At 69.7% G+C, this 15,824-nt stretch carries 14 protein-coding genes and 1 riboswitch; of the genes, 3 read left to right on the forward strand and 11 right to left on the reverse strand.

Translation table 11 applies throughout. The annotated features are described in order from the left end of the window. Positions 1–78: 78 nt before the first annotated feature. A complete protein-coding gene (locus tag AB0D12_RS00765) occupies positions 79–1,221 on the reverse strand; it encodes a glycosyltransferase family 4 protein (protein ID WP_362675491.1) in 1,143 nt (380 codons plus the stop codon). Positions 1,222–1,321: 100 nt separating this feature from the next. Here AB0D12_RS00765 and AB0D12_RS00770 point away from each other — a divergent pair, with 100 nt between their 5' ends. Then, positions 1,322–2,584, forward strand: a complete 1,263-nt coding sequence (locus AB0D12_RS00770) for a glycosyltransferase 87 family protein (RefSeq protein ID WP_362675493.1) — start codon at positions 1,322–1,324, stop codon at positions 2,582–2,584. On the opposite strand, the gene AB0D12_RS00775 is transcribed toward AB0D12_RS00770, so the two are convergent. From AB0D12_RS00775 to AB0D12_RS00795, 5 genes are all read right to left on the reverse strand, one after another. Continuing rightward, the gene (locus tag AB0D12_RS00775) at positions 2,538–3,737 is read right to left on the reverse strand and encodes a hypothetical protein (RefSeq protein ID WP_362675495.1); all 1,200 of its coding nucleotides are present in this window, start codon (positions 3,735–3,737) and stop codon (positions 2,538–2,540) included. The two genes, AB0D12_RS00770 and AB0D12_RS00775, sit on opposite strands and share 47 nt — an antisense overlap. A gap of 67 nt (positions 3,738–3,804) precedes the next feature. Then, positions 3,805–4,833: an NlpC/P60 family protein gene (locus AB0D12_RS00780; protein ID WP_362675497.1), complete on the reverse strand. Its 1,029-nt coding sequence runs from the start codon at positions 4,831–4,833 to the stop codon at positions 3,805–3,807. Positions 4,834–5,043: 210 nt separating this feature from the next. Further along, on the reverse strand, positions 5,044–6,069 hold the full coding sequence (locus AB0D12_RS00785) for an NlpC/P60 family protein (RefSeq protein WP_362675499.1): 1,026 nt from the start codon (positions 6,067–6,069) through the stop codon (positions 5,044–5,046). A gap of 323 nt (positions 6,070–6,392) precedes the next feature. Next, a complete protein-coding gene (locus tag AB0D12_RS00790; protein ID WP_362675502.1) occupies positions 6,393–7,754 on the reverse strand; it encodes an NYN domain-containing protein in 1,362 nt (453 codons plus the stop codon). 35 nt (positions 7,755–7,789) lie between these two features. Then, positions 7,790–8,032 (reverse strand): hypothetical protein, encoded by a 243-nt coding sequence (locus tag AB0D12_RS00795; protein ID WP_327323079.1) that lies wholly within the window; start codon positions 8,030–8,032, stop codon positions 7,790–7,792. Positions 8,033–8,182: 150 nt separating this feature from the next. Here AB0D12_RS00795 and AB0D12_RS00800 point away from each other — a divergent pair, with 150 nt between their 5' ends. Both AB0D12_RS00800 and AB0D12_RS00805 read left to right on the forward strand, forming a co-directional pair. Beyond that, positions 8,183–8,908 (forward strand): rhomboid family intramembrane serine protease, encoded by a 726-nt coding sequence (locus AB0D12_RS00800; protein ID WP_362675505.1) that lies wholly within the window; start codon positions 8,183–8,185, stop codon positions 8,906–8,908. Further along, a complete protein-coding gene (locus AB0D12_RS00805) occupies positions 8,905–9,186 on the forward strand; it encodes an Lrp/AsnC ligand binding domain-containing protein (RefSeq protein ID WP_327323081.1) in 282 nt (93 codons plus the stop codon). Before AB0D12_RS00800 ends, AB0D12_RS00805 begins: the two co-directional genes overlap by 4 nt. Positions 9,187–9,276: 90 nt before the next feature. On the opposite strand, the gene AB0D12_RS00810 is transcribed toward AB0D12_RS00805, so the two are convergent. From AB0D12_RS00810 to AB0D12_RS00830, 5 genes are all read right to left on the reverse strand, one after another. Next, positions 9,277–10,692, reverse strand: coding sequence for an aminotransferase class V-fold PLP-dependent enzyme (locus AB0D12_RS00810; RefSeq protein WP_362675508.1), 1,416 nt, complete (start codon positions 10,690–10,692; stop codon positions 9,277–9,279). Positions 10,693–10,899: 207 nt separating this feature from the next. Next, positions 10,900–11,017: riboswitch (SAM riboswitch) on the reverse strand. Between the two features lie 108 nt (positions 11,018–11,125). Continuing rightward, positions 11,126–12,190, reverse strand: a complete 1,065-nt coding sequence (trpD, locus tag AB0D12_RS00815; RefSeq protein ID WP_362675511.1) for an anthranilate phosphoribosyltransferase — start codon at positions 12,188–12,190, stop codon at positions 11,126–11,128. Positions 12,191–12,320: 130 nt separating this feature from the next. Beyond that, positions 12,321–13,949 carry a cytochrome bc complex cytochrome b subunit gene (locus AB0D12_RS00820; protein ID WP_362675514.1) on the reverse strand — a complete coding sequence of 543 codons (1,629 nt, stop codon included), beginning with the start codon at positions 13,947–13,949 and terminating at the stop codon, positions 12,321–12,323. Further along, complete coding sequence (locus tag AB0D12_RS00825) at positions 13,946–14,998, reverse strand: Rieske 2Fe-2S domain-containing protein (protein ID WP_362675517.1); 1,053 nt, start codon at positions 14,996–14,998, stop codon at positions 13,946–13,948. Before AB0D12_RS00825 ends, AB0D12_RS00820 begins: the two co-directional genes overlap by 4 nt. After that, the gene (locus AB0D12_RS00830) at positions 14,995–15,804 is read right to left on the reverse strand and encodes a c-type cytochrome (RefSeq protein WP_362675520.1); all 810 of its coding nucleotides are present in this window, start codon (positions 15,802–15,804) and stop codon (positions 14,995–14,997) included. Before AB0D12_RS00830 ends, AB0D12_RS00825 begins: the two co-directional genes overlap by 4 nt. Positions 15,805–15,824: the final 20 nt, after the last annotated feature.

Genomic DNA, 15,824 nt, shown 5'->3' on the forward strand with positions numbered 1-15,824 from the left:
GGAGCCACGTGGCCAACAGGAACCGTCGGGGGGCGCCGGAGAGCGGCCATGGAGTCGCCAGAGAGCCCCCACAGAGCGTCAGAGCAGCGTCTTGAGCTTCTCCGCGAGCAGGTCCCAGCGCCACTTCTCCTCGACCCACTCGCGGCCGCGCTCGCCCATCCGCCGGCGCAGGTCGGGGTCCTCGAGCAACGCCACGATCCGCTCGGCCGACTCCTCGGCGGAGCCACCGCGGACCACCCAGCCCGTCTCTCCGTCGAGAACGGCGTCGGGGGCGCCGCCCGAGTCACCCGCGACGACCGGCAGTCCGGTCGCCGATGCCTCCAGATACACGATGCCGAGGCCCTCGACGTCGAGACCGCCCCTCCGGGTACGGCAGGGCATGGCGAAGACGTCACCCGCGCCGTAGTGGGCGGGCAGCTCCTCCCAGGGGACGGAGCCGGTGAAGCGCACGGACTTCGCGACCCCGGTCTCGCTCGCCAGCTTCCGCAGATCCTTCTCGTACGGACCGCCGCCGACGATCAGCAGCACCGCGTCAGGCACCTTCGCCAGGATCGCGGGCATCGCGAGGATCAGCGTGTCCTGACCCTTGCGCGGCACCAGCCGGGACACACAGACGACCACCGGCCGGTCGGCGAGACCGAGCCGCTCGCGGACCACGTCCCCGCCCGAGCCCGGGTGGAAGGTCTTCTCGTCGACACCGGGCGGCAGTTGGGTCATCCGGCCGGCGGCCCCGGGCGTCAGCGCGGCGGCTATGCGGGAGCGGGTGTACTCACCGAGATAGGTGATCGTGTCCGTGCCCTCGCCGATCCGGCGCAGCAGCTGGCGGGACGCGGGAAGCTGCGCCCAGCCGGCCTCATGGCCGTGGGTGGTTGCCACCAGCCGCCCCGCGCCCGCCCTGCGCAGGGCGGGCGCCATCAGCCCGAGCGGGGCCGCCGCCCCGAACCACACGGATTCGCAGCCGTGCTCGCGCAGCAGCCGGGTCGCCCTTCGGGTGACCCGCGGGGTCGGCAGCAGCATCGTCGTACGGTCCCGTACGACGATGAAGGGCTGCTCGGCGTCGAACGCGGCGGTCGCCTCGATGCCCTCGCGGCCGCGCTTCCAGGTGGAGGCGTAGACGACGAGCTGTTCGGGGTCCAGTCGCAGCGCCATGTTGTGCAGGAACGCCTGGATGCCGCCGGGCCTGGGCGGAAAGTCGTTGGTCACGATCAAGGTCTTGTGCATCGTCGCCGACAGTACCGAACGGCCCTGCCTGATCGCTCCCGCACGGCCCTGCCCGGCATCATGGGCACCCCTTATCCGGGACGAAAGGGACGAGGTGCTCATGGCGGGCGTAGGCGGCAGCAAGAGCGGCACACGGCTCTCCGTCGCGGTGTGGATCCTCAGCCGGGCCGCGCTGCTGCTCTGCGTCTTCAAGGTCGTCGTACTGCCCGGCCCCGATGTCATCAGCGATGTCTCGGTGATCTACCAGGGCTGGTACGAGGTGCTGAAGACCGGCACATTTCCGCTGGACGACGTCACCTGGCAGTACCCGCCCGCAGCCGCACTCGCGATCCTCTCCCCCGCCGTGCTGCCCTTCCTCGGCTACGCCTCCGCCTTCTTCGTCCTCGCCCTGCTCAGTGACGCGCTCGTCTTCGGCCTGCTGCTGTACGCGGCCGGGCGGCCCGGCAAATCGCGGCGTGGCCTGTGGGTGTGGACCTGGGGCGTGCCGCTGCTCGGCCCCACCGCGTACGCCCGCTACGACCTGATGGTCACAGCCGTCGCCGTCGCCGCGCTGCTCGCCGGCGCGCGTCATCCGCGGACGCTGGGCGCGCTTGCGGGCTTCGGGGCGCTGCTGAAGATGTGGCCGCTGCTGCTCCTCACGGGCACCCCGCGCGGCCGGGCCACCCGCCGCTCCTGGACCACCGCGGCGGGCACGGCGGCCGGGCTGACGCTGCTGCTCTTCGCGGCACTGCCGGGCGCACTGGCGTTTCTCGCCTTCCAGCGCGACCGGGGCACGGAGATCGAGTCGCTGGGCGCGCTGGCCTTCCATGTGGCGCGGCACTTCGGCTGGCAGGGCGACGCGCTGCTCCATTACGGCTCGGTGGAGTTCGTCGGCGCGTACGTCCCTCTCGTCTCCACCCTTGCGCTCGCCCTCAGCCTCCTCGCCCTCGGCTGGCTGGTGCTGTGGCGGCTGCGGGCGAAGGAGTTCGGGCCGAGCACGCCGTGCGACGCGGCCTTCGCCGCGGTGCTGCTGTTCACCACCACGAGTCGGGTGATCAGCCCCCAGTACCTGATCTGGCTGATTGGTGCGGCCGCCGCCTGCCTCGCCTTCCGGGCGAGCCGGATGGCTCTGCCCGCCTGGCTGGTGCTGGCCGCCACGGGGATGACGCTGCTGGAGTTCCCGGTCTGGTTCTCGCATGTGGTGGCGAGCGACCCGCTGGGCGTGCTGCTCCTCGCCGTACGCAACGGACTGCTGGTCGCCGCGGCGCTGACCGCCTGCCGACGGCTGTGGCGCCAGACGGTGAGCGGGTCGGGCCGCCGCACAGCCCGAGCGCCGATCAGCCTTCCAGCCGCTCGCGCAGATAATCCCGCCATTGCACCGTGAAGTCCGCAGGCGTCGTGCCGAGCACGTCGTTCATCGCCTTCTCCACCGCACCCGCCCGGTCCTTCCCGTCCCCGACGGCCCGGTAGAAGGCGGTCAGCCGCTCCTCGCCCCACCGCGCGGCGATCAGCTCGCAGGCCAGCCAGCCGCCCTCGTACGCCTGCGCCAGCCCGTCCGCGTCGCCGCCGAAGGCGAAGTCCGCGTCGTCCGGCAGCGCGGCGGGCACCTCGCCGCGCTGGACCGCGCGCTGGAGTTCGGGGGCGGTCTGGCCCGTGGTACGACCCCTGCCCCGGTACGCGACCCAGTCCGCGAAGCCCTCCGAGAGCCACATCGGCGTGGCCGCCGAGGTATACGCGCGGGTGGCCACATGCGTGGTCTCGTGGGTGAGCACGACGCCCTGACCGAAGTCGCCGAGCACTCCGTACGCGGCCGGGTTGACGATCACCCGGTCCGCGGGCGCCGTCCCGGCCGCTCGGGTCTCGCCGGTGGTGACCGCGGCTATCCCGCGGTATCCGGCGGCCGGCGAGCCCAGCAGCGCGCCCATGGCATCCAGCGAGGCGGGGACGAGCACGACCACGTGGCCCGTCCACTTCGATGGCCAGGCGTCGGAGACGGCGGGCACGGCGCGGTCGGCCGTCGCCGCGAGCGCGCGCAACCGTTCAGCTTTCTGGCCGACGGCGAGGACGATGCTGTGCCTGCCCCGTACGACCTGGACGTCGCCCTGCTGCCAGAGCTGCTGGGCGGCGCCCTTGGCCGCGCGGTCGGCCGTCACGTACCAGTGGCCGTCCCGTTCGGCCAGCTCCAGCCGGCGGGAAGCGGTGACGGGAGCGGTGTCGTAGCCGTCTATCCGGTAGCGCAGTTGGGCTTCGGCGACGGCTCGCGAGCCCTGGCGCCGCACCTGCCCCAGCCGGTACTCCCAGGAGCGCAGCGGTACGTCCGCGAGGTTCTGGAACTCCCGGCTCGCTGTCGCCCGCAGCTGCGTGGCATCGGGCGCGAAAGCGTCCAGATAGGCAGCCCGGTCGTGGGCGAGGACGGCGGCCGCGCGTCCGTCCAGTGTCCGCCGGATGTCCCGCACGGAGGTGTCGGACGCCTCGGGGGCCGCGCAGCCGGACGCCAGCAGCGCCGCGGCGAGGCCCAGCCCCGCCGTACGCCGCACTGCCCGAACCCGACGCCTCGTGCGCCCCTGACCTGCCACCCTGCCGATCGTACGGAACGCGGAGCGGTCAGACGCGCGTCACCGAAGAGATCGGCATCATGGCGACCGGGTCGTAGCGCACCGGCGCGCCCGGGTACGGGGCATGCACCACCTGCCCGTTGCCCATATACATCGCGATATGGCTGGCATCGCTGCGGTATGCCACCAGGTCACCGGGGAGCGCCTCCTCCAGGGAGACCTGCCGGCCGGCGTACCGCTGCGCCTGCGAGGTGCGCGGCAGGCCGACTCCCGCCTGGGCGTACGACCACTGCATCAGCCCCGAACAGTCGAAACCGGACGGCCCGTTGGCGCCCCACACATAGGGCCGTCCGACGGCGCTGCGGGCCGCCCTCACGGCCGCGGCCGCCCGTGCCGAAGCGGGCGCGAGGCCGGAGAGTTCGGGCATGGAGCCGCGGCCCGAGCGGGAGATCCGGTCGAAGGCCGCACGTTCCGCGGACGGCAGGGAGTTCAGCAGCCGCCGCGCCTCGGTGAGCTTGCGCTCGACGGTGCGTTTGTGGTGGGCGGCGGCGGTCCGGCTGCGCTCCAGCTCGGTGAGGTCGCGGGTGACCTCCGCGCGCTCCTGGCCGAGTTTGCGCTGCGCCCGCTGGAGATCGTGCAGGGCGGTCGTCTGGCGCTCGCTGATGCGATCCAAGGTCTGGGCCTTGTCGAGGTAGGTCTCCGGGTCCGCGGAGAGCAGTAACGCGAGCGCGGGGTCGATACCGCCCGAGCGGTACTGCGCACCCGCCACCGAACCGAGCGCTCCCCGCATCCGGTTGATGCGCTCCTGGCCGCGGGCCACGCTGTCCTGCGCCTGCGCCACCTGCTCACGCAGCCGCGCCATCCGCTCACCGGCCTTGTTGAAGTGCTCGGTGGCCTGCTCGGCCTCCTCGTACAGCCGGTCGACCTTGGTCCGGCCGGCTTCGGTGGCGTCGTGCGGGTCGGCGCTCGCCGGTGCGGCGCCGAGGGCCGCCGCGGCCGTTGCCGCCGCGGCGGACAGGACGGTGACCCGAGCGCTCTGAGTGAGGCCGGACTGTGAGGGTCGGCGATGGGACGCCACGGGCCGCGCTCCCTTCCGCTGTAACGAGGATGTTGCGCGGCAGAGAGTAACCGGGCGACCACGGAGCGGCCAAAAGGCCCAGCCGGGCACATAAAGTGACGCCCCGCCGGAGACCACAGGTCATCGGCGGGGCGCAACGTCAGCGTGAGTTGACCCAATTCGCCCGTTTGGGCGGATGTGAAGGCGGGTCAGCGACGGATCAGGGGGGCGTCAGATGCGTACGCCGAACTGGAACGGCATGTTGCCGATCGACTCGTAGCGCACGCTCGCGCCGGGCTTGGGGGCGTGCAGCACCTGGCCGTTGCCCGCGTAGAAGCCGACGTGGTGCATGTCGCCGTAGAAGATGACCAGGTCGCCCTGCTGGAGCGCACCCTGCGAGTAAATGCGGGTGCCGGCGTTGGCCTGCGACTGGGAGGTGCGCGGTATGGAGACACCGGCCTGCGCGTACGCCCAGGAGGTCAGCCCGGAGCAGTCGAAGGAGCTGGGGCCGGAGGCGCCGTAGACGTACGGCGAACCGATCTTGCTCTGGGCGGCGGAGAACGCGGCGGACGCCCGCTGCGAGGCCGGGACCGCATTGCCGAGGTCCGCACGCGAGTTGTCGCGGTTGGCGCGGGACTCGTCGGCCGAGAGCGCGGCGCGCTCCTGCGCGGTGAGCGAGTTGAGGAGCTTCTGCGCGGCGGCGAGCTTGGTCTGGACTTCCTTCTTCTTCTCGCCGAGCTGCTTGCGGGTGTCGGCCAGGTCGCCGAGCTTGTCCTGGGCCTCCTTGCGCTGCTGCGCAAGGGTCCGCTGCTTCGCCTGGATCTCGGCGAGCGCCTCGGTCTGCTTGGCGCCCAGCTGGTCCAGCGCGGAGGCCTTCTCCAGGTAGCTGTCCGGGTCGGCGGAGAGGAAGAGCTGCACGGCGGGGTCGATGCCACCGGAGCGGTACTGGGCGCTGGCCACCGAACCGAGACCGTCGCGCAGGGTGTTGAGCTCGTCCTGACCGCGGGCGACCTTGTCCTGCAGCGCGTCGATCTCCTTGTCGAGCTTCGCCTGCTGCTCCTTGGCCCCGTTGTAGTTCTCGGTGGCCTTCTCCGCCTCTTCGTAGAGCTTGTCGACCTTCTCCTTGACCTCGCTCTTGCTCGGCTTCGGGTCGGCCTGGGCGGCCTGGGAGGTCAGGGCTACGGCCGCGGCGGCGGTCGCGGTGAGCACGGTCACACGGGTGCGGCTCGGCTGCTTGGGTCGACGGTGGGACGCCACGAAGGCGAGCTCCTTCTTCCTCGAGCCGCCTACCGGGCTGTGGGGGGTTTGAATCCCCGGCGTCCGCACTTCATTTCCCTGGGGGAAAAAGGGATGAACTGTACGAACTCGGCGGTTCCTTCGCTGTCGCCCCGGATGGGCAATCAACCGCGCGAAGGTTCGAGGCCCGACCCTAGTGACCTTCTTGTGATCAGTTCAAATCCTGATGAGAAAAATCTGCTTCCCGGAGCACATTCTTTACATACATCACACGCGTAGTAGCGGCCACTTGACACTACGTCCGTCAGAGAAATAGCTAATTCGGGCATTTGGCACGGTAGTTACTAGACGCGCGAAAGCCGCTTCAGCAACAAGGCGGACGCGACCGGCCTGGCGCCGGCCTTCGCCACTCCGTCGGCGACTTCGCGGTCGGTGGAGACCACCACCACGGGCCGGCCCGGCGGCTCCGCCCGTACCAGCTGACGGATCAGCTCGTCCGCGGTCACGCCCGCCTTCGAGAACAGCACCCGTACCCCGCGCGGCGGCGCCAGCAGCACCGGCGCCGCCAGTTCCGCACCGTCGAAGACACAGGTGATCTCGGCACCGGTCTGCGCCGCGAGCATCGAGAGCCCGCCGAGCAGCCGCAGCCGCTGCTTCTCCAACGGCATCGTCGGATAGCCGGTCTTGGTGACGTTGTAGCCGTCCACCACCAGATGCGCCTGCGGGAGCGCGAGCAGCTGCTCGAGCAGGGCGGGATCGGTCTCGGAAAGCGCACGGGCCGCGATGTCCTTGGGTGACATCCGGCCCGGCTCGACCGCGTCGACCGTGTCCGCGGGATGGATGCCGGCGGGCGGCAGAGCCAGCTCGCGGCGCAGCCCCTGGGCCGCGTCGAGCACCGTGTCCAGCAGCAGCCGCAGCCGCATGTCCTCGATCGAACGGCCCTCGCGGGCGGCCCGGCGGCCGGCCTCCACGGTCGCGTCGGCCTCGGCGAGGCGTGCCTTCAGCCGCCGGCTCTCGCTCTCGGCCGACGACACCTGGGCGGCGGCCTCCGACCTGATCGTCTCGGTCTCGGCGTCCCTGCGGCGCAGCGCGGCCTCACCGCGTTTCACATCGCTCTGGGCACTGCGCAGCTTGCGGCGCAGTGCCTCGGCTTCCTTGCGGGCCGTCTCCAGCTCCGTACGCAGCCGCTCGGTCTCGCTCTTGATCTGACTGCGTGCCTCGGTGAGCTCCTCGCGCAGCCGCTCCAGCTCTCGCCTGCCCGCCTCGTCGGCGCGCTCGGCGTCCGCCCGCTGAGCCTCCTCGCCCGCGGCGGCGACGAGTTTCACCCATCCGGTGGGCCGCAGAACATAGGCGGCGGCCGCCACATCGACAGGATCGGCGGCTGCGGGCGGCGATCCGGACTCCAGCGCCCGGGACAGTTCGGGCTGGGCCTGGCTGAGCCGCTCGCCGATGCGCTGCCGGAAGACCGGGTCGCTCTCCAGCGCAGCGGCCATCGCATTGCCGGCGTACTTGGCACGCCGGGTCGGGGTGAAACGGGCGTACTGTCTCAACTGGGCCGGAAGTTCGGCGACGGTCAGGCCGCCGAAGGCGTCCGAGACCAGCGCCATCACCCTGCGCCGTACGCCTTCCGGCAGCGGGCGGTCGAGCGCCTCGGCGGCGTCACCGGCCGCACCGGCCGGCTCATCGCCGCTTGCAGGCTGCTCCACAATCCGTCACCCCACTACCCGTTCGGGCCGCTCCGTCAGGAAGCAGCGCCCGGCCTGTCCACCAGCTCGATCTGGTCCACCGCATTGCACCACCGGCAGCGCACCGACTCGATGGTCTCACTGACCACCTCGCGCTCCTCGACCGTCGGCTCTCCGGCCAGGTCCAGATGGACGTATTCGACGACCTTCGAGGAACGGGTGACATCGAAGCGGGTGAGGTTGCCGCAGAGCGTGCAGCGCCAGCGGGTCTCGGCCGTCGCCGGGGGAACCGTCGTCATCGTGCCGTCCTTTTTCGTGGTGCGAGTGCGGGTGCCGCTGTGCGCCGTCGAACTGCGGATGTACTGCCTGTAACCCTACGGCCTCGCGGGTCCCCGTTGACGCGGCGAGGCACTCTGTACCGTTCAGCCCCACTACGCCATGCTCTGTCCATGATCGGTTGGTGGGCTGCGGTCCGGGGCGCGGCCTCGGGACCTGCGATGACGTACGGCGCGATCGCCGTCTGCTGCGCGGTGTTCGTCCTCAGCCCCGTCTCGGGCCTCGATCCGGTGTACGGCACCGGTGACGCGCTGCTCTCCGCGCAGAGCACATACTTCGAGCGCTGGGGCGTGATCCCCGTCGACCTGATGAGCAGTTCCTCCTCCCGGGCGCTGATCACACCCCTCACCGCCCTCTTCGTCCACGGCAGTTGGCTGCACCTGCTGGGCAACATGCTCTTCCTGTACGTATTCGGGGCGATGGCCGAGGAACGGATGGGGCAGCTGGAGTTCGCTCTCTTCTATCTGGGCTGCGGCTATCTGGCGCTGCTCGTCTACGCGGCGGCCAACGCCGGCTCCGAGCAGACCCTGGTGGGAGCCTCCGGGGCGATCTCGGGCGTGCTCGGCGCCTTCCTCTACCTCTTCCCGAAGGCCCGGGTCACCAGTCTCTTCCCCTTCCTCTTCTTCCTGCCGCTGCGCTTCCCCGCCTGGATCGTGCTGATCTTCTGGTTCGTCCTGCAATGGCTGGCGGCGCAGAGCGCGGGCAGCGGCCCGGGCGTCGCGTATCTCGCACATCTGGTGGGGTTCGGGACGGGCTTTCTCTACGCCTGGGGACGTTTCCGGCATGGGACTAGAGTGAAGGCCCAAGCAGCGGCCACCGAGGGAGAAAGCCAACCGTGATCACCGCGATCGTGCTCATCAAGACCAGCGTGGACCGGATCCCCGAGATCGCCGAGTCGATCGCCGCGCTGGACAGCGTCAGCGAAGTCTTCTCCGTCACCGGTACGTACGACCTCATCGCGATGGTGCGGGTGGCCAAGCACGACGATCTCGCGGATGTCATCCCCGGCCGGATCAGCAGGATCCCGGGCGTCGAGGGGACCGACACACATGTCGCCTTCCGTACCTACTCGCAGCACGACCTCGAGGCGGCCTTCGCGATCGGCCTCGACGCGTAACGCCTGCGACTCGACGAAGCCCCCGGACCGGCCGGTCCGGGGGCTTCGTCGTCCGTTCGGGCTCAGACAGCCGGGCTCAGACAGCCGGGCTCAGACGGCCGGGACGCAGCGGCCGTCCTCCGTACGGTAGTTCCACTGCGCACCGTCGCTGACGAGTTCCTGCACCGCACGTACGAAACGCTCCACATGCTCGTCCGGCGTACCGGCGCCGAAGCTGACCCGGATCGCGTTGAGCGAACGCTCGCCCGGCTCGGCCTCCGGCGCGCCGCACTCGCCCGGGTCCTGCGGGTCGCTGCCCAGCAGGGTCCGCACCAGCGGGTGGGCGCAGAAGAGTCCGTCCCGTACCCCGATGCCGTACTCCGCCGAGAGCGCCGCCGCGAAGTGCGAGCTGTTCCAGCCCTCGACGACGAAGGAGATGACGCCGACGCGCGGCGCGTCGTCCCCGAAGAGCGAGAGCACCTTGACCTGCTCCACCTCCGCCAGACCGGTACGGACCTTGGCGACCAGCTGCTGCTCACGGGCGACGAGGCTGTCGAAGCCGGCCTCGGTGAGCGCCTTGCAGGCGGAGGCGATGGAGTACACGCCGATGACGTTCGGCGAACCGGCCTCGTGCCGGGCGGCCGTGGTGTGCCAGTCGACGTCCACACCGCCGTCCGTACGCCGGGCGACCTTGCGGGACGCACCGCCGCCCGCGAGGTACGGCTCCGCGTCCTGCAGCCAGTCCGCGCGGCCCGCGAGCACACCCGAGCCGAACGGCGCGTACAGCTTGTGCCCGGAGAAGGCGACCCAGTCGACGTCCAACTCCTGTACGGAGACCGGGTGGTGGGGCGCGAGCTGGGCGGCGTCGAGCACGATTCGCGCGCCATGGGCGTGGGCAGCAGCCGCCAGCTCCTTGACCGGCCACAGTTCACCGGTGACATTCGACGCTCCGGTCACACAGACCAGGGCGGGCCCGTACTCCTCGCCGGCAGATGCGGTGCGGTCGGCGAGCGCGCGCTCCAGCGTCCCGACGGCCTCGGCCGGTGTACGCGGCGCGTTCAGGTAGGTCACCCGGGCGTCGCGCCACGGCAGCAGCGAGGCGTGGTGCTCGGTCTCGAAGACGAATACCTGGCAGTCGGCGGGGAGCGCGGCGGCCAGCAGGTTCAGCGAGTCGGTGGTGGAGCGGGTGAAGACGACCTGGTCGCCGGCGCGGCAGTCGAGGAACTCCGCGACCGTCGCGCGGCTGTTCTCGAAGAGGTCGGTGGAGAGCTGCGAGAGGTACCCGGCGCCGCGGTGCACACTGCCGTAGTACGGGGCGTAGGCGGCCACGTCGTCCCACACCCGCTGCAGGGCCGGGGCGCTCGCCGCGTAGTCGAGGGCCGCGTACGTCACCTCGCCGCCGGTGACGAGCGGAACGGTCACATCGCGGCCGAGGACCAAAAGCGGCGCTGCGCAGACGGGGTCGGCGGACTCGGAGGAAGCAGCGGTGGCGGTGGCGGTCTCAACGGTGTTCGGGCGTGCGGACATGGCGGTATCTCCCGGCAGGACAAGGCGGAATGGCTTCGACGAACCCGCACGGCAGCCAGGTGAAGGCTCTGTGTACGGGGCTTGCCCTCGCATGTCACGGCGATCGCGTGATGTGAGGGTCTGCTGAAGAAGGGGCTGATCAGCCCTATCGCATTCGCTTGCTCACGAGACTGCTCCCTTGAGGACCAGGACCCCAGGGTGTGCAGGGGTCCGCGCTTGCCGTAGACCTCTCTGCCTACGGCCTGGTCTTCACCCGGGGCACCCCGCCACGGACGGAGGGTTGCCGGACAGCGAGCCGGGGCCTAAATCGCTGTCACTCATGACCTTGAAGAGCATCCTGCCATACGGCCCACAACGCGCAAGGCGCGGTCCAGTTCCTGAGACAGGAGAAGGAACCGCGCCTTGCGTCGCGCCACTGCGGGCTCAGGCATTCTCAGGCGTTACTGGCGGCGATCCACCGCTCGAGTGCCGCTTTGGCCGCGCCGGAGTCGATCGAAGCGGCGGCCTTGGCGATGCCCGCCGCGAGCTGCTCGTTCAGGCTGCGGTCCGTCGGCTCCAGCGCCACCAGAGCCGCAGCCGCGTTGAGCAGCACCGCGTCCCGTACGGGACCGCCCTCGCCGCTCAGCAGCCGGCGCGCGACATCGGCGTTGAACGAGGCATCCGCGCCCCGCAGGGCCTCCACGGGCACCATGTCGATGCCGACGTCCCGCGGGTCGAAGGCCTCCTCGCGCACCGTTCCGTCCCGTACCACCCACACCCGGGAGGTGGCCGTCGTCGTCAGCTCGTCCATACCGTCGTCGCCGCGGAAGACCAGCGCCGAGGAGCCGCGCTCGGCGAGCACCCCGGCCAGGATCGGCGCCATCCGGGCGTCCGCGACACCGGTGGCCTGGGCCTTCACCCTCGCCGGGTTGGTGAGTGGACCGAGGAAGTTGAACGTGGTGCGGATACCCAGCTCCTTGCGGGCGGCCGCCACATGCCGCAGCGCCGGGTGGAACTTCACCGCGAAGCAGAAGGTGATCCCCGCCTCCTCCGCGACCTCGGCGACCCGCTGCGGGGTGAGCTCGAGGTTGACGCCGAGCTTCTCCAGTACGTCGGAGGCACCGCTCGCCGAAGACGCGGCGCGGTTTCCGTGCTTGACGACCTTCGCGCCCGTTCCGGCGACGACGATCGCGGACATCGTGGAGATGTTCACGGTCTTGGCGCCGTCACCGCCCGTGCCGACGATGTCGACGCTGGGGCCCGGCACCTCGATCAGGTTCGCGTGCTCGTACATGGTCCGTACAAGACCGGAGATTTCCTCGACCGTCTCGCCCTTGGCCCGCAGGGCGACCGCGAAACCGGCGATCTGGGCGTTGGTCGCCTCGCCGCTGAGGATGCGGTCCATCGCCCAGGCGGTGGCGTCGGCGCCCTGGTCACGGTTGCTGAGGAGAGCTTCCAGTACGCGGGGCCAGGAGAGGTCCGCCACGCTGTCGCCGCCAACCGGGGTCACAACGTTCATGGTCCACTCCAGGGTCCACAGCCGAATAGGGATGGGTCCACCCTATCCAGCCCCGCAGACGGCGAAGAGCCCCGTCCATCGAATGGACGGGGCTCCCGCTGCGGCGATCAGCTCGGATCGTCAGGGTCGATCAGTGGTGGCCGTGGCCGCTGGTGATCTCCTGGTACTCCTCGCCGGTCGGCTTGGGGAGCTGGTTCCCCTCGCCGTAGTAGCCCTTGCTGAGCTTGGCCCTGAGCTTCTGCAGGCGGCTCACCTTGCGCTCGACACCGTTCTCGTCGACCGTCGGGCCGATCTCGGCGGGCGTGTACTGGTGGTGCGCGGTGAGCGTGTACAGCTGCCCCTGCGAGAGCGGCTCGTGGATCTCGACGAACTCACCGTGCGGCAGCCGCTTGATGACGCCGGACTCGCGCCCGTGCAGCACCTTGTCGTGGTCACGCCGCTGCAGACCCAGGCAGATCCGCTTGGTGATGACGAACGCGATGACCGGGGCGACGAAGAAGGCGATCCGGGCGAACCAGGTGATGCTGTTGATCGACAGGTGGAAGAAGACGGCGAACAAGTCGTTGCCACCGGCGATCAACAGAATGACGTACCAGGTCAGCCAGGCCACACCGAAAGCCGTACGGGTCGGGGCGTTGCGCGGGCGGTCCAGGATGTGGTGCTCGCGCTTGTCCCCCGTGACCCAGGACTCGATGAACGGGTAGACCGCGATCGCGACCAGGATCAGCGGGAAGACCATCAGCGGTACGAACACACCCAGAGCGAGCGTGTGTCCCGCGAAATTGATCTCCCAGCCGGGCATCGCACGGATCAGGCCCTCGGAGAAGCCCATGTACCAGTCCGGCTGGGCGCCGGTGGAGACCTGGTCCGGGCGGTACGGGCCGAGCGCCCAGATCGGGTTGATCGAGGCGATGGCCGCGATGACCGAGATGACACCGAAGACCAGGAAGAAGAAGCCTCCGGCCTTGGCCATGTAGACCGGCAGCAGCGGCATGCCGACGACGTTCTTGTTGTTCCGGCCGGGGCCCGCGAACTGCGTGTGCTTGTGGTAGAAGACCAGGATCAGGTGCGCCACCAGCAGGCCCATCATGATGCCCGGCAGCAGCAGGATGTGGATCGAGTAGAACCGGGCGACGAAGTCACCGCCCGGGAACTCACCGCCGAACAGGAACATCGACATGTACGTGCCGACGATCGGCATCGACAGGATCGCGCCCTCCATGAAGCGCACACCTGTACCGGAGAGCAGGTCGTCCGGGAGCGAGTAGCCGGTGAAGCCGGTGAACATGCCGAGCACCAGCAGCAGGAAGCCGAAGAGCCAGTTGATCTCGCGCGGCTTGCGGAAGGCGCCCGTGAAGAAGACGCGCATCATGTGCACGAGCATGCCCGCGACGAAGATCAGCGCCGCCCAGTGGTGGATCTGCCGGATCAGCAGACCACCGCGGACGTCGAAGCTGATGTCCAGGGTCGAGGCATACGCCTCGGACATCCGGATGCCCTGCATCGGGACATACGTGCCGTGGTACTCCACCTCGTTCATGCTCGGGTGGAAGAACAGCGTCAGATACACACCCGTGAGGATGATGATGATGAAGCTGTAGAGGCAGATCTCACCCAGCATGAAGGACCAGTGGTCCGGGAAGATCTTCCGCATGTTGGACTTGGCCAGGGAGTAGATCCCGAGCCGGCCGTCCGCCCAGTCGGCGACCCGCTCACCTGCGGGCGCCTTGCGGTTCTTGTCGTCGCTCGCAGTACTCATCCGCGCTCCCAGAAGGAAGGACCGACGGGCTCGTCGAAGTCGCCGAGCGCCTCGAGGTTTCCATCGTCATTCACACCGATCCGCAGCTGCGGAAGGGCGTGACCGGCCGGGCCGAAGATGACGCGGGCGCCGTCGGAGAGGTCAAAAGTGGACTGGTGGCACGGGCAGAGCACATGGTGCGTCTGCTGCTCGTACAGGCTGATCGGGCAGCCGACGTGCGTGCAGATCTTGGAGAATGCCACGATGCCGTCGTGTGACCACTCGAGCTCGCGCTTGTCCTTGATCTCGTCCGGCTGGATCCGGACGATCATCAGGGCCGCCTTGGCGATCTGCTTCTGGAAGTCCTCCGCGTCCTCCTCCAGGCCCTCGGGCATGGCGAAGGTGAGCGAACCCACGGCGACGTCCTCGGGACGCAGCGGCTCATGGGTGTTCACGTTGATGAGCTGCTTGCCCTTGGCCCACATCGTCTTGCGGAGCTTCTGCTCGGGCAGCGGCCCGAGGTCCCGCAGCAGCATCAGACCGGAGAGCGGCACCAGGGCCAGCGCGCCGAACATGGTGTTGCGGATCAGCTTGCGCCGGCCGAAGCCGGACTCCTCCGCGCCCGCGGCGAAGTCGGCCATGACCTTGGCCTTGACCTCGGGCTCGGCCGCGATGGGGTGACGCTCGTCGGCGACCTCCACATCGGACATCAGGGTGCGGGCCCAGTGGACCGCTCCCGCGCCGATGCTGAAGAGCGCCACACCGAGGGTGATACCCAGGGAGAAGTTGAGCGCGCTCACATGCCCGAACGGGAAGATGAAGACGATCTTGTCGACCGGGAAGATCACGTACGAGGCGATGAAGGCGATCGTGGCCAGCATCGACAGCGTGAACATGAAGGCGACAGCACGCTCGGAGCGCCTGGCGGCCCGCTCGTCGATGTCCTGGATGCGCGGCTTGTGGGCCGGCAGCCCCGGGTCCGCGAACGGATCGTCCGCGACCTTTACCGCGCCGTGCGCGGAGTCCTGCTCTGTCGGCAGGTTCTCTTCTGGATTCTCTTGGCTGCTCATGACTTCTTGGCCTTAGCGGTGTGGGCCGCGACCCAGATGGCGACTGCGATCAGCGCACCCAGACCGAAGATCCAGCCGAACAGACCCTCGCTGACGGGGCCGAGGCCACCGAGCTTGAGACCGCCGGGGCTCTCGGAGTCGTCGCCGTTCACCGTCTTGATGTACGCGATGATGTCCTGCTTCTCCTTCTCCGGCAGCGTGGTGTCGGGGAAGGAGGGCATGTTCTGCGGGCCGGTCTGCATGGCCTCGTAGATGTGCTTGGGGTCCACGCCCTCAAGGTTCGGGGCGTACTTGCCGTTCGTCAGGGCACCGCCCTCACCCGTGAAGTTGTGGCACTGGGCGCAGTTGGTACGGAACAGGTCGCCACCCTTGGCGATGTCCGCACCTTCCGGGCTGTACTGCTTCTCGGTCGGCGTGATCGGGCCGGCGCCGAGGGAGGCCACGTACGCCGCGAGCTGGTCGATCTCGCTCTGCGAGTAGATGACCTTCTTCGCCGGCACCTGGGCGCCGGGCTGCTGGGCGGGCATCCGGCCCGTGCCGACCTGGAAGTCGACAGCGGCGGAGCCCACGCCGACGAGGCTCGGGCCGTCAGAGGTCCCCTGACCGCCGATCCCGTGGCAGCTGGCGCAGCCGACGGTGTAGAGCTTCTTGCCCTCCTCGATGGCGAGGGACTGGGCGGTTTCATCGGCCTGCGCCTTGTCCGCGGGTGCGAACGCGGCGTACAGCCCCCCAGTGGCCGCCAGCGCGAGGAGTAGGACGACGACCGCCGCCAGCGGATGGCGTCGTCGTGCGGAGAGCTTTTTCACGGATTACCCCGGTGTCAGGA

Source organism: Streptomyces sp. NPDC048479, assembly GCF_040651435.1.
GTDB lineage: Bacteria > Actinomycetota > Actinomycetes > Streptomycetales > Streptomycetaceae > Streptomyces.

Bases quoted from the DNA above. Each gene is read 5' to 3' on its own strand.
- AB0D12_RS00820 (WP_362675514.1), bottom strand. From the start codon at position 13,949: ATGAGTACTGCGAGCGACGACAAGAACCGCAAGGCGCCCGCAGGTGAG.
- AB0D12_RS00795 (WP_327323079.1), bottom strand. From the start codon at position 8,032: ATGACGACGGTTCCCCCGGCGACGGCCGAGACCCGCTGGCGCTGCACG.
- AB0D12_RS00770 (WP_362675493.1), top strand. From the start codon at position 1,322: ATGGCGGGCGTAGGCGGCAGCAAGAGCGGCACACGGCTCTCCGTCGCG.
- trpD (WP_362675511.1), bottom strand. From the start codon at position 12,190: ATGAACGTTGTGACCCCGGTTGGCGGCGACAGCGTGGCGGACCTCTCC.
- AB0D12_RS00800 (WP_362675505.1), top strand. From the start codon at position 8,183: ATGATCGGTTGGTGGGCTGCGGTCCGGGGCGCGGCCTCGGGACCTGCG.
- AB0D12_RS00825 (WP_362675517.1), bottom strand. From the start codon at position 14,998: ATGAGCAGCCAAGAGAATCCAGAAGAGAACCTGCCGACAGAGCAGGAC.
- AB0D12_RS00810 (WP_362675508.1), bottom strand. From the start codon at position 10,692: ATGTCCGCACGCCCGAACACCGTTGAGACCGCCACCGCCACCGCTGCT.
- AB0D12_RS00765 (WP_362675491.1), bottom strand. From the start codon at position 1,221: ATGCACAAGACCTTGATCGTGACCAACGACTTTCCGCCCAGGCCCGGC.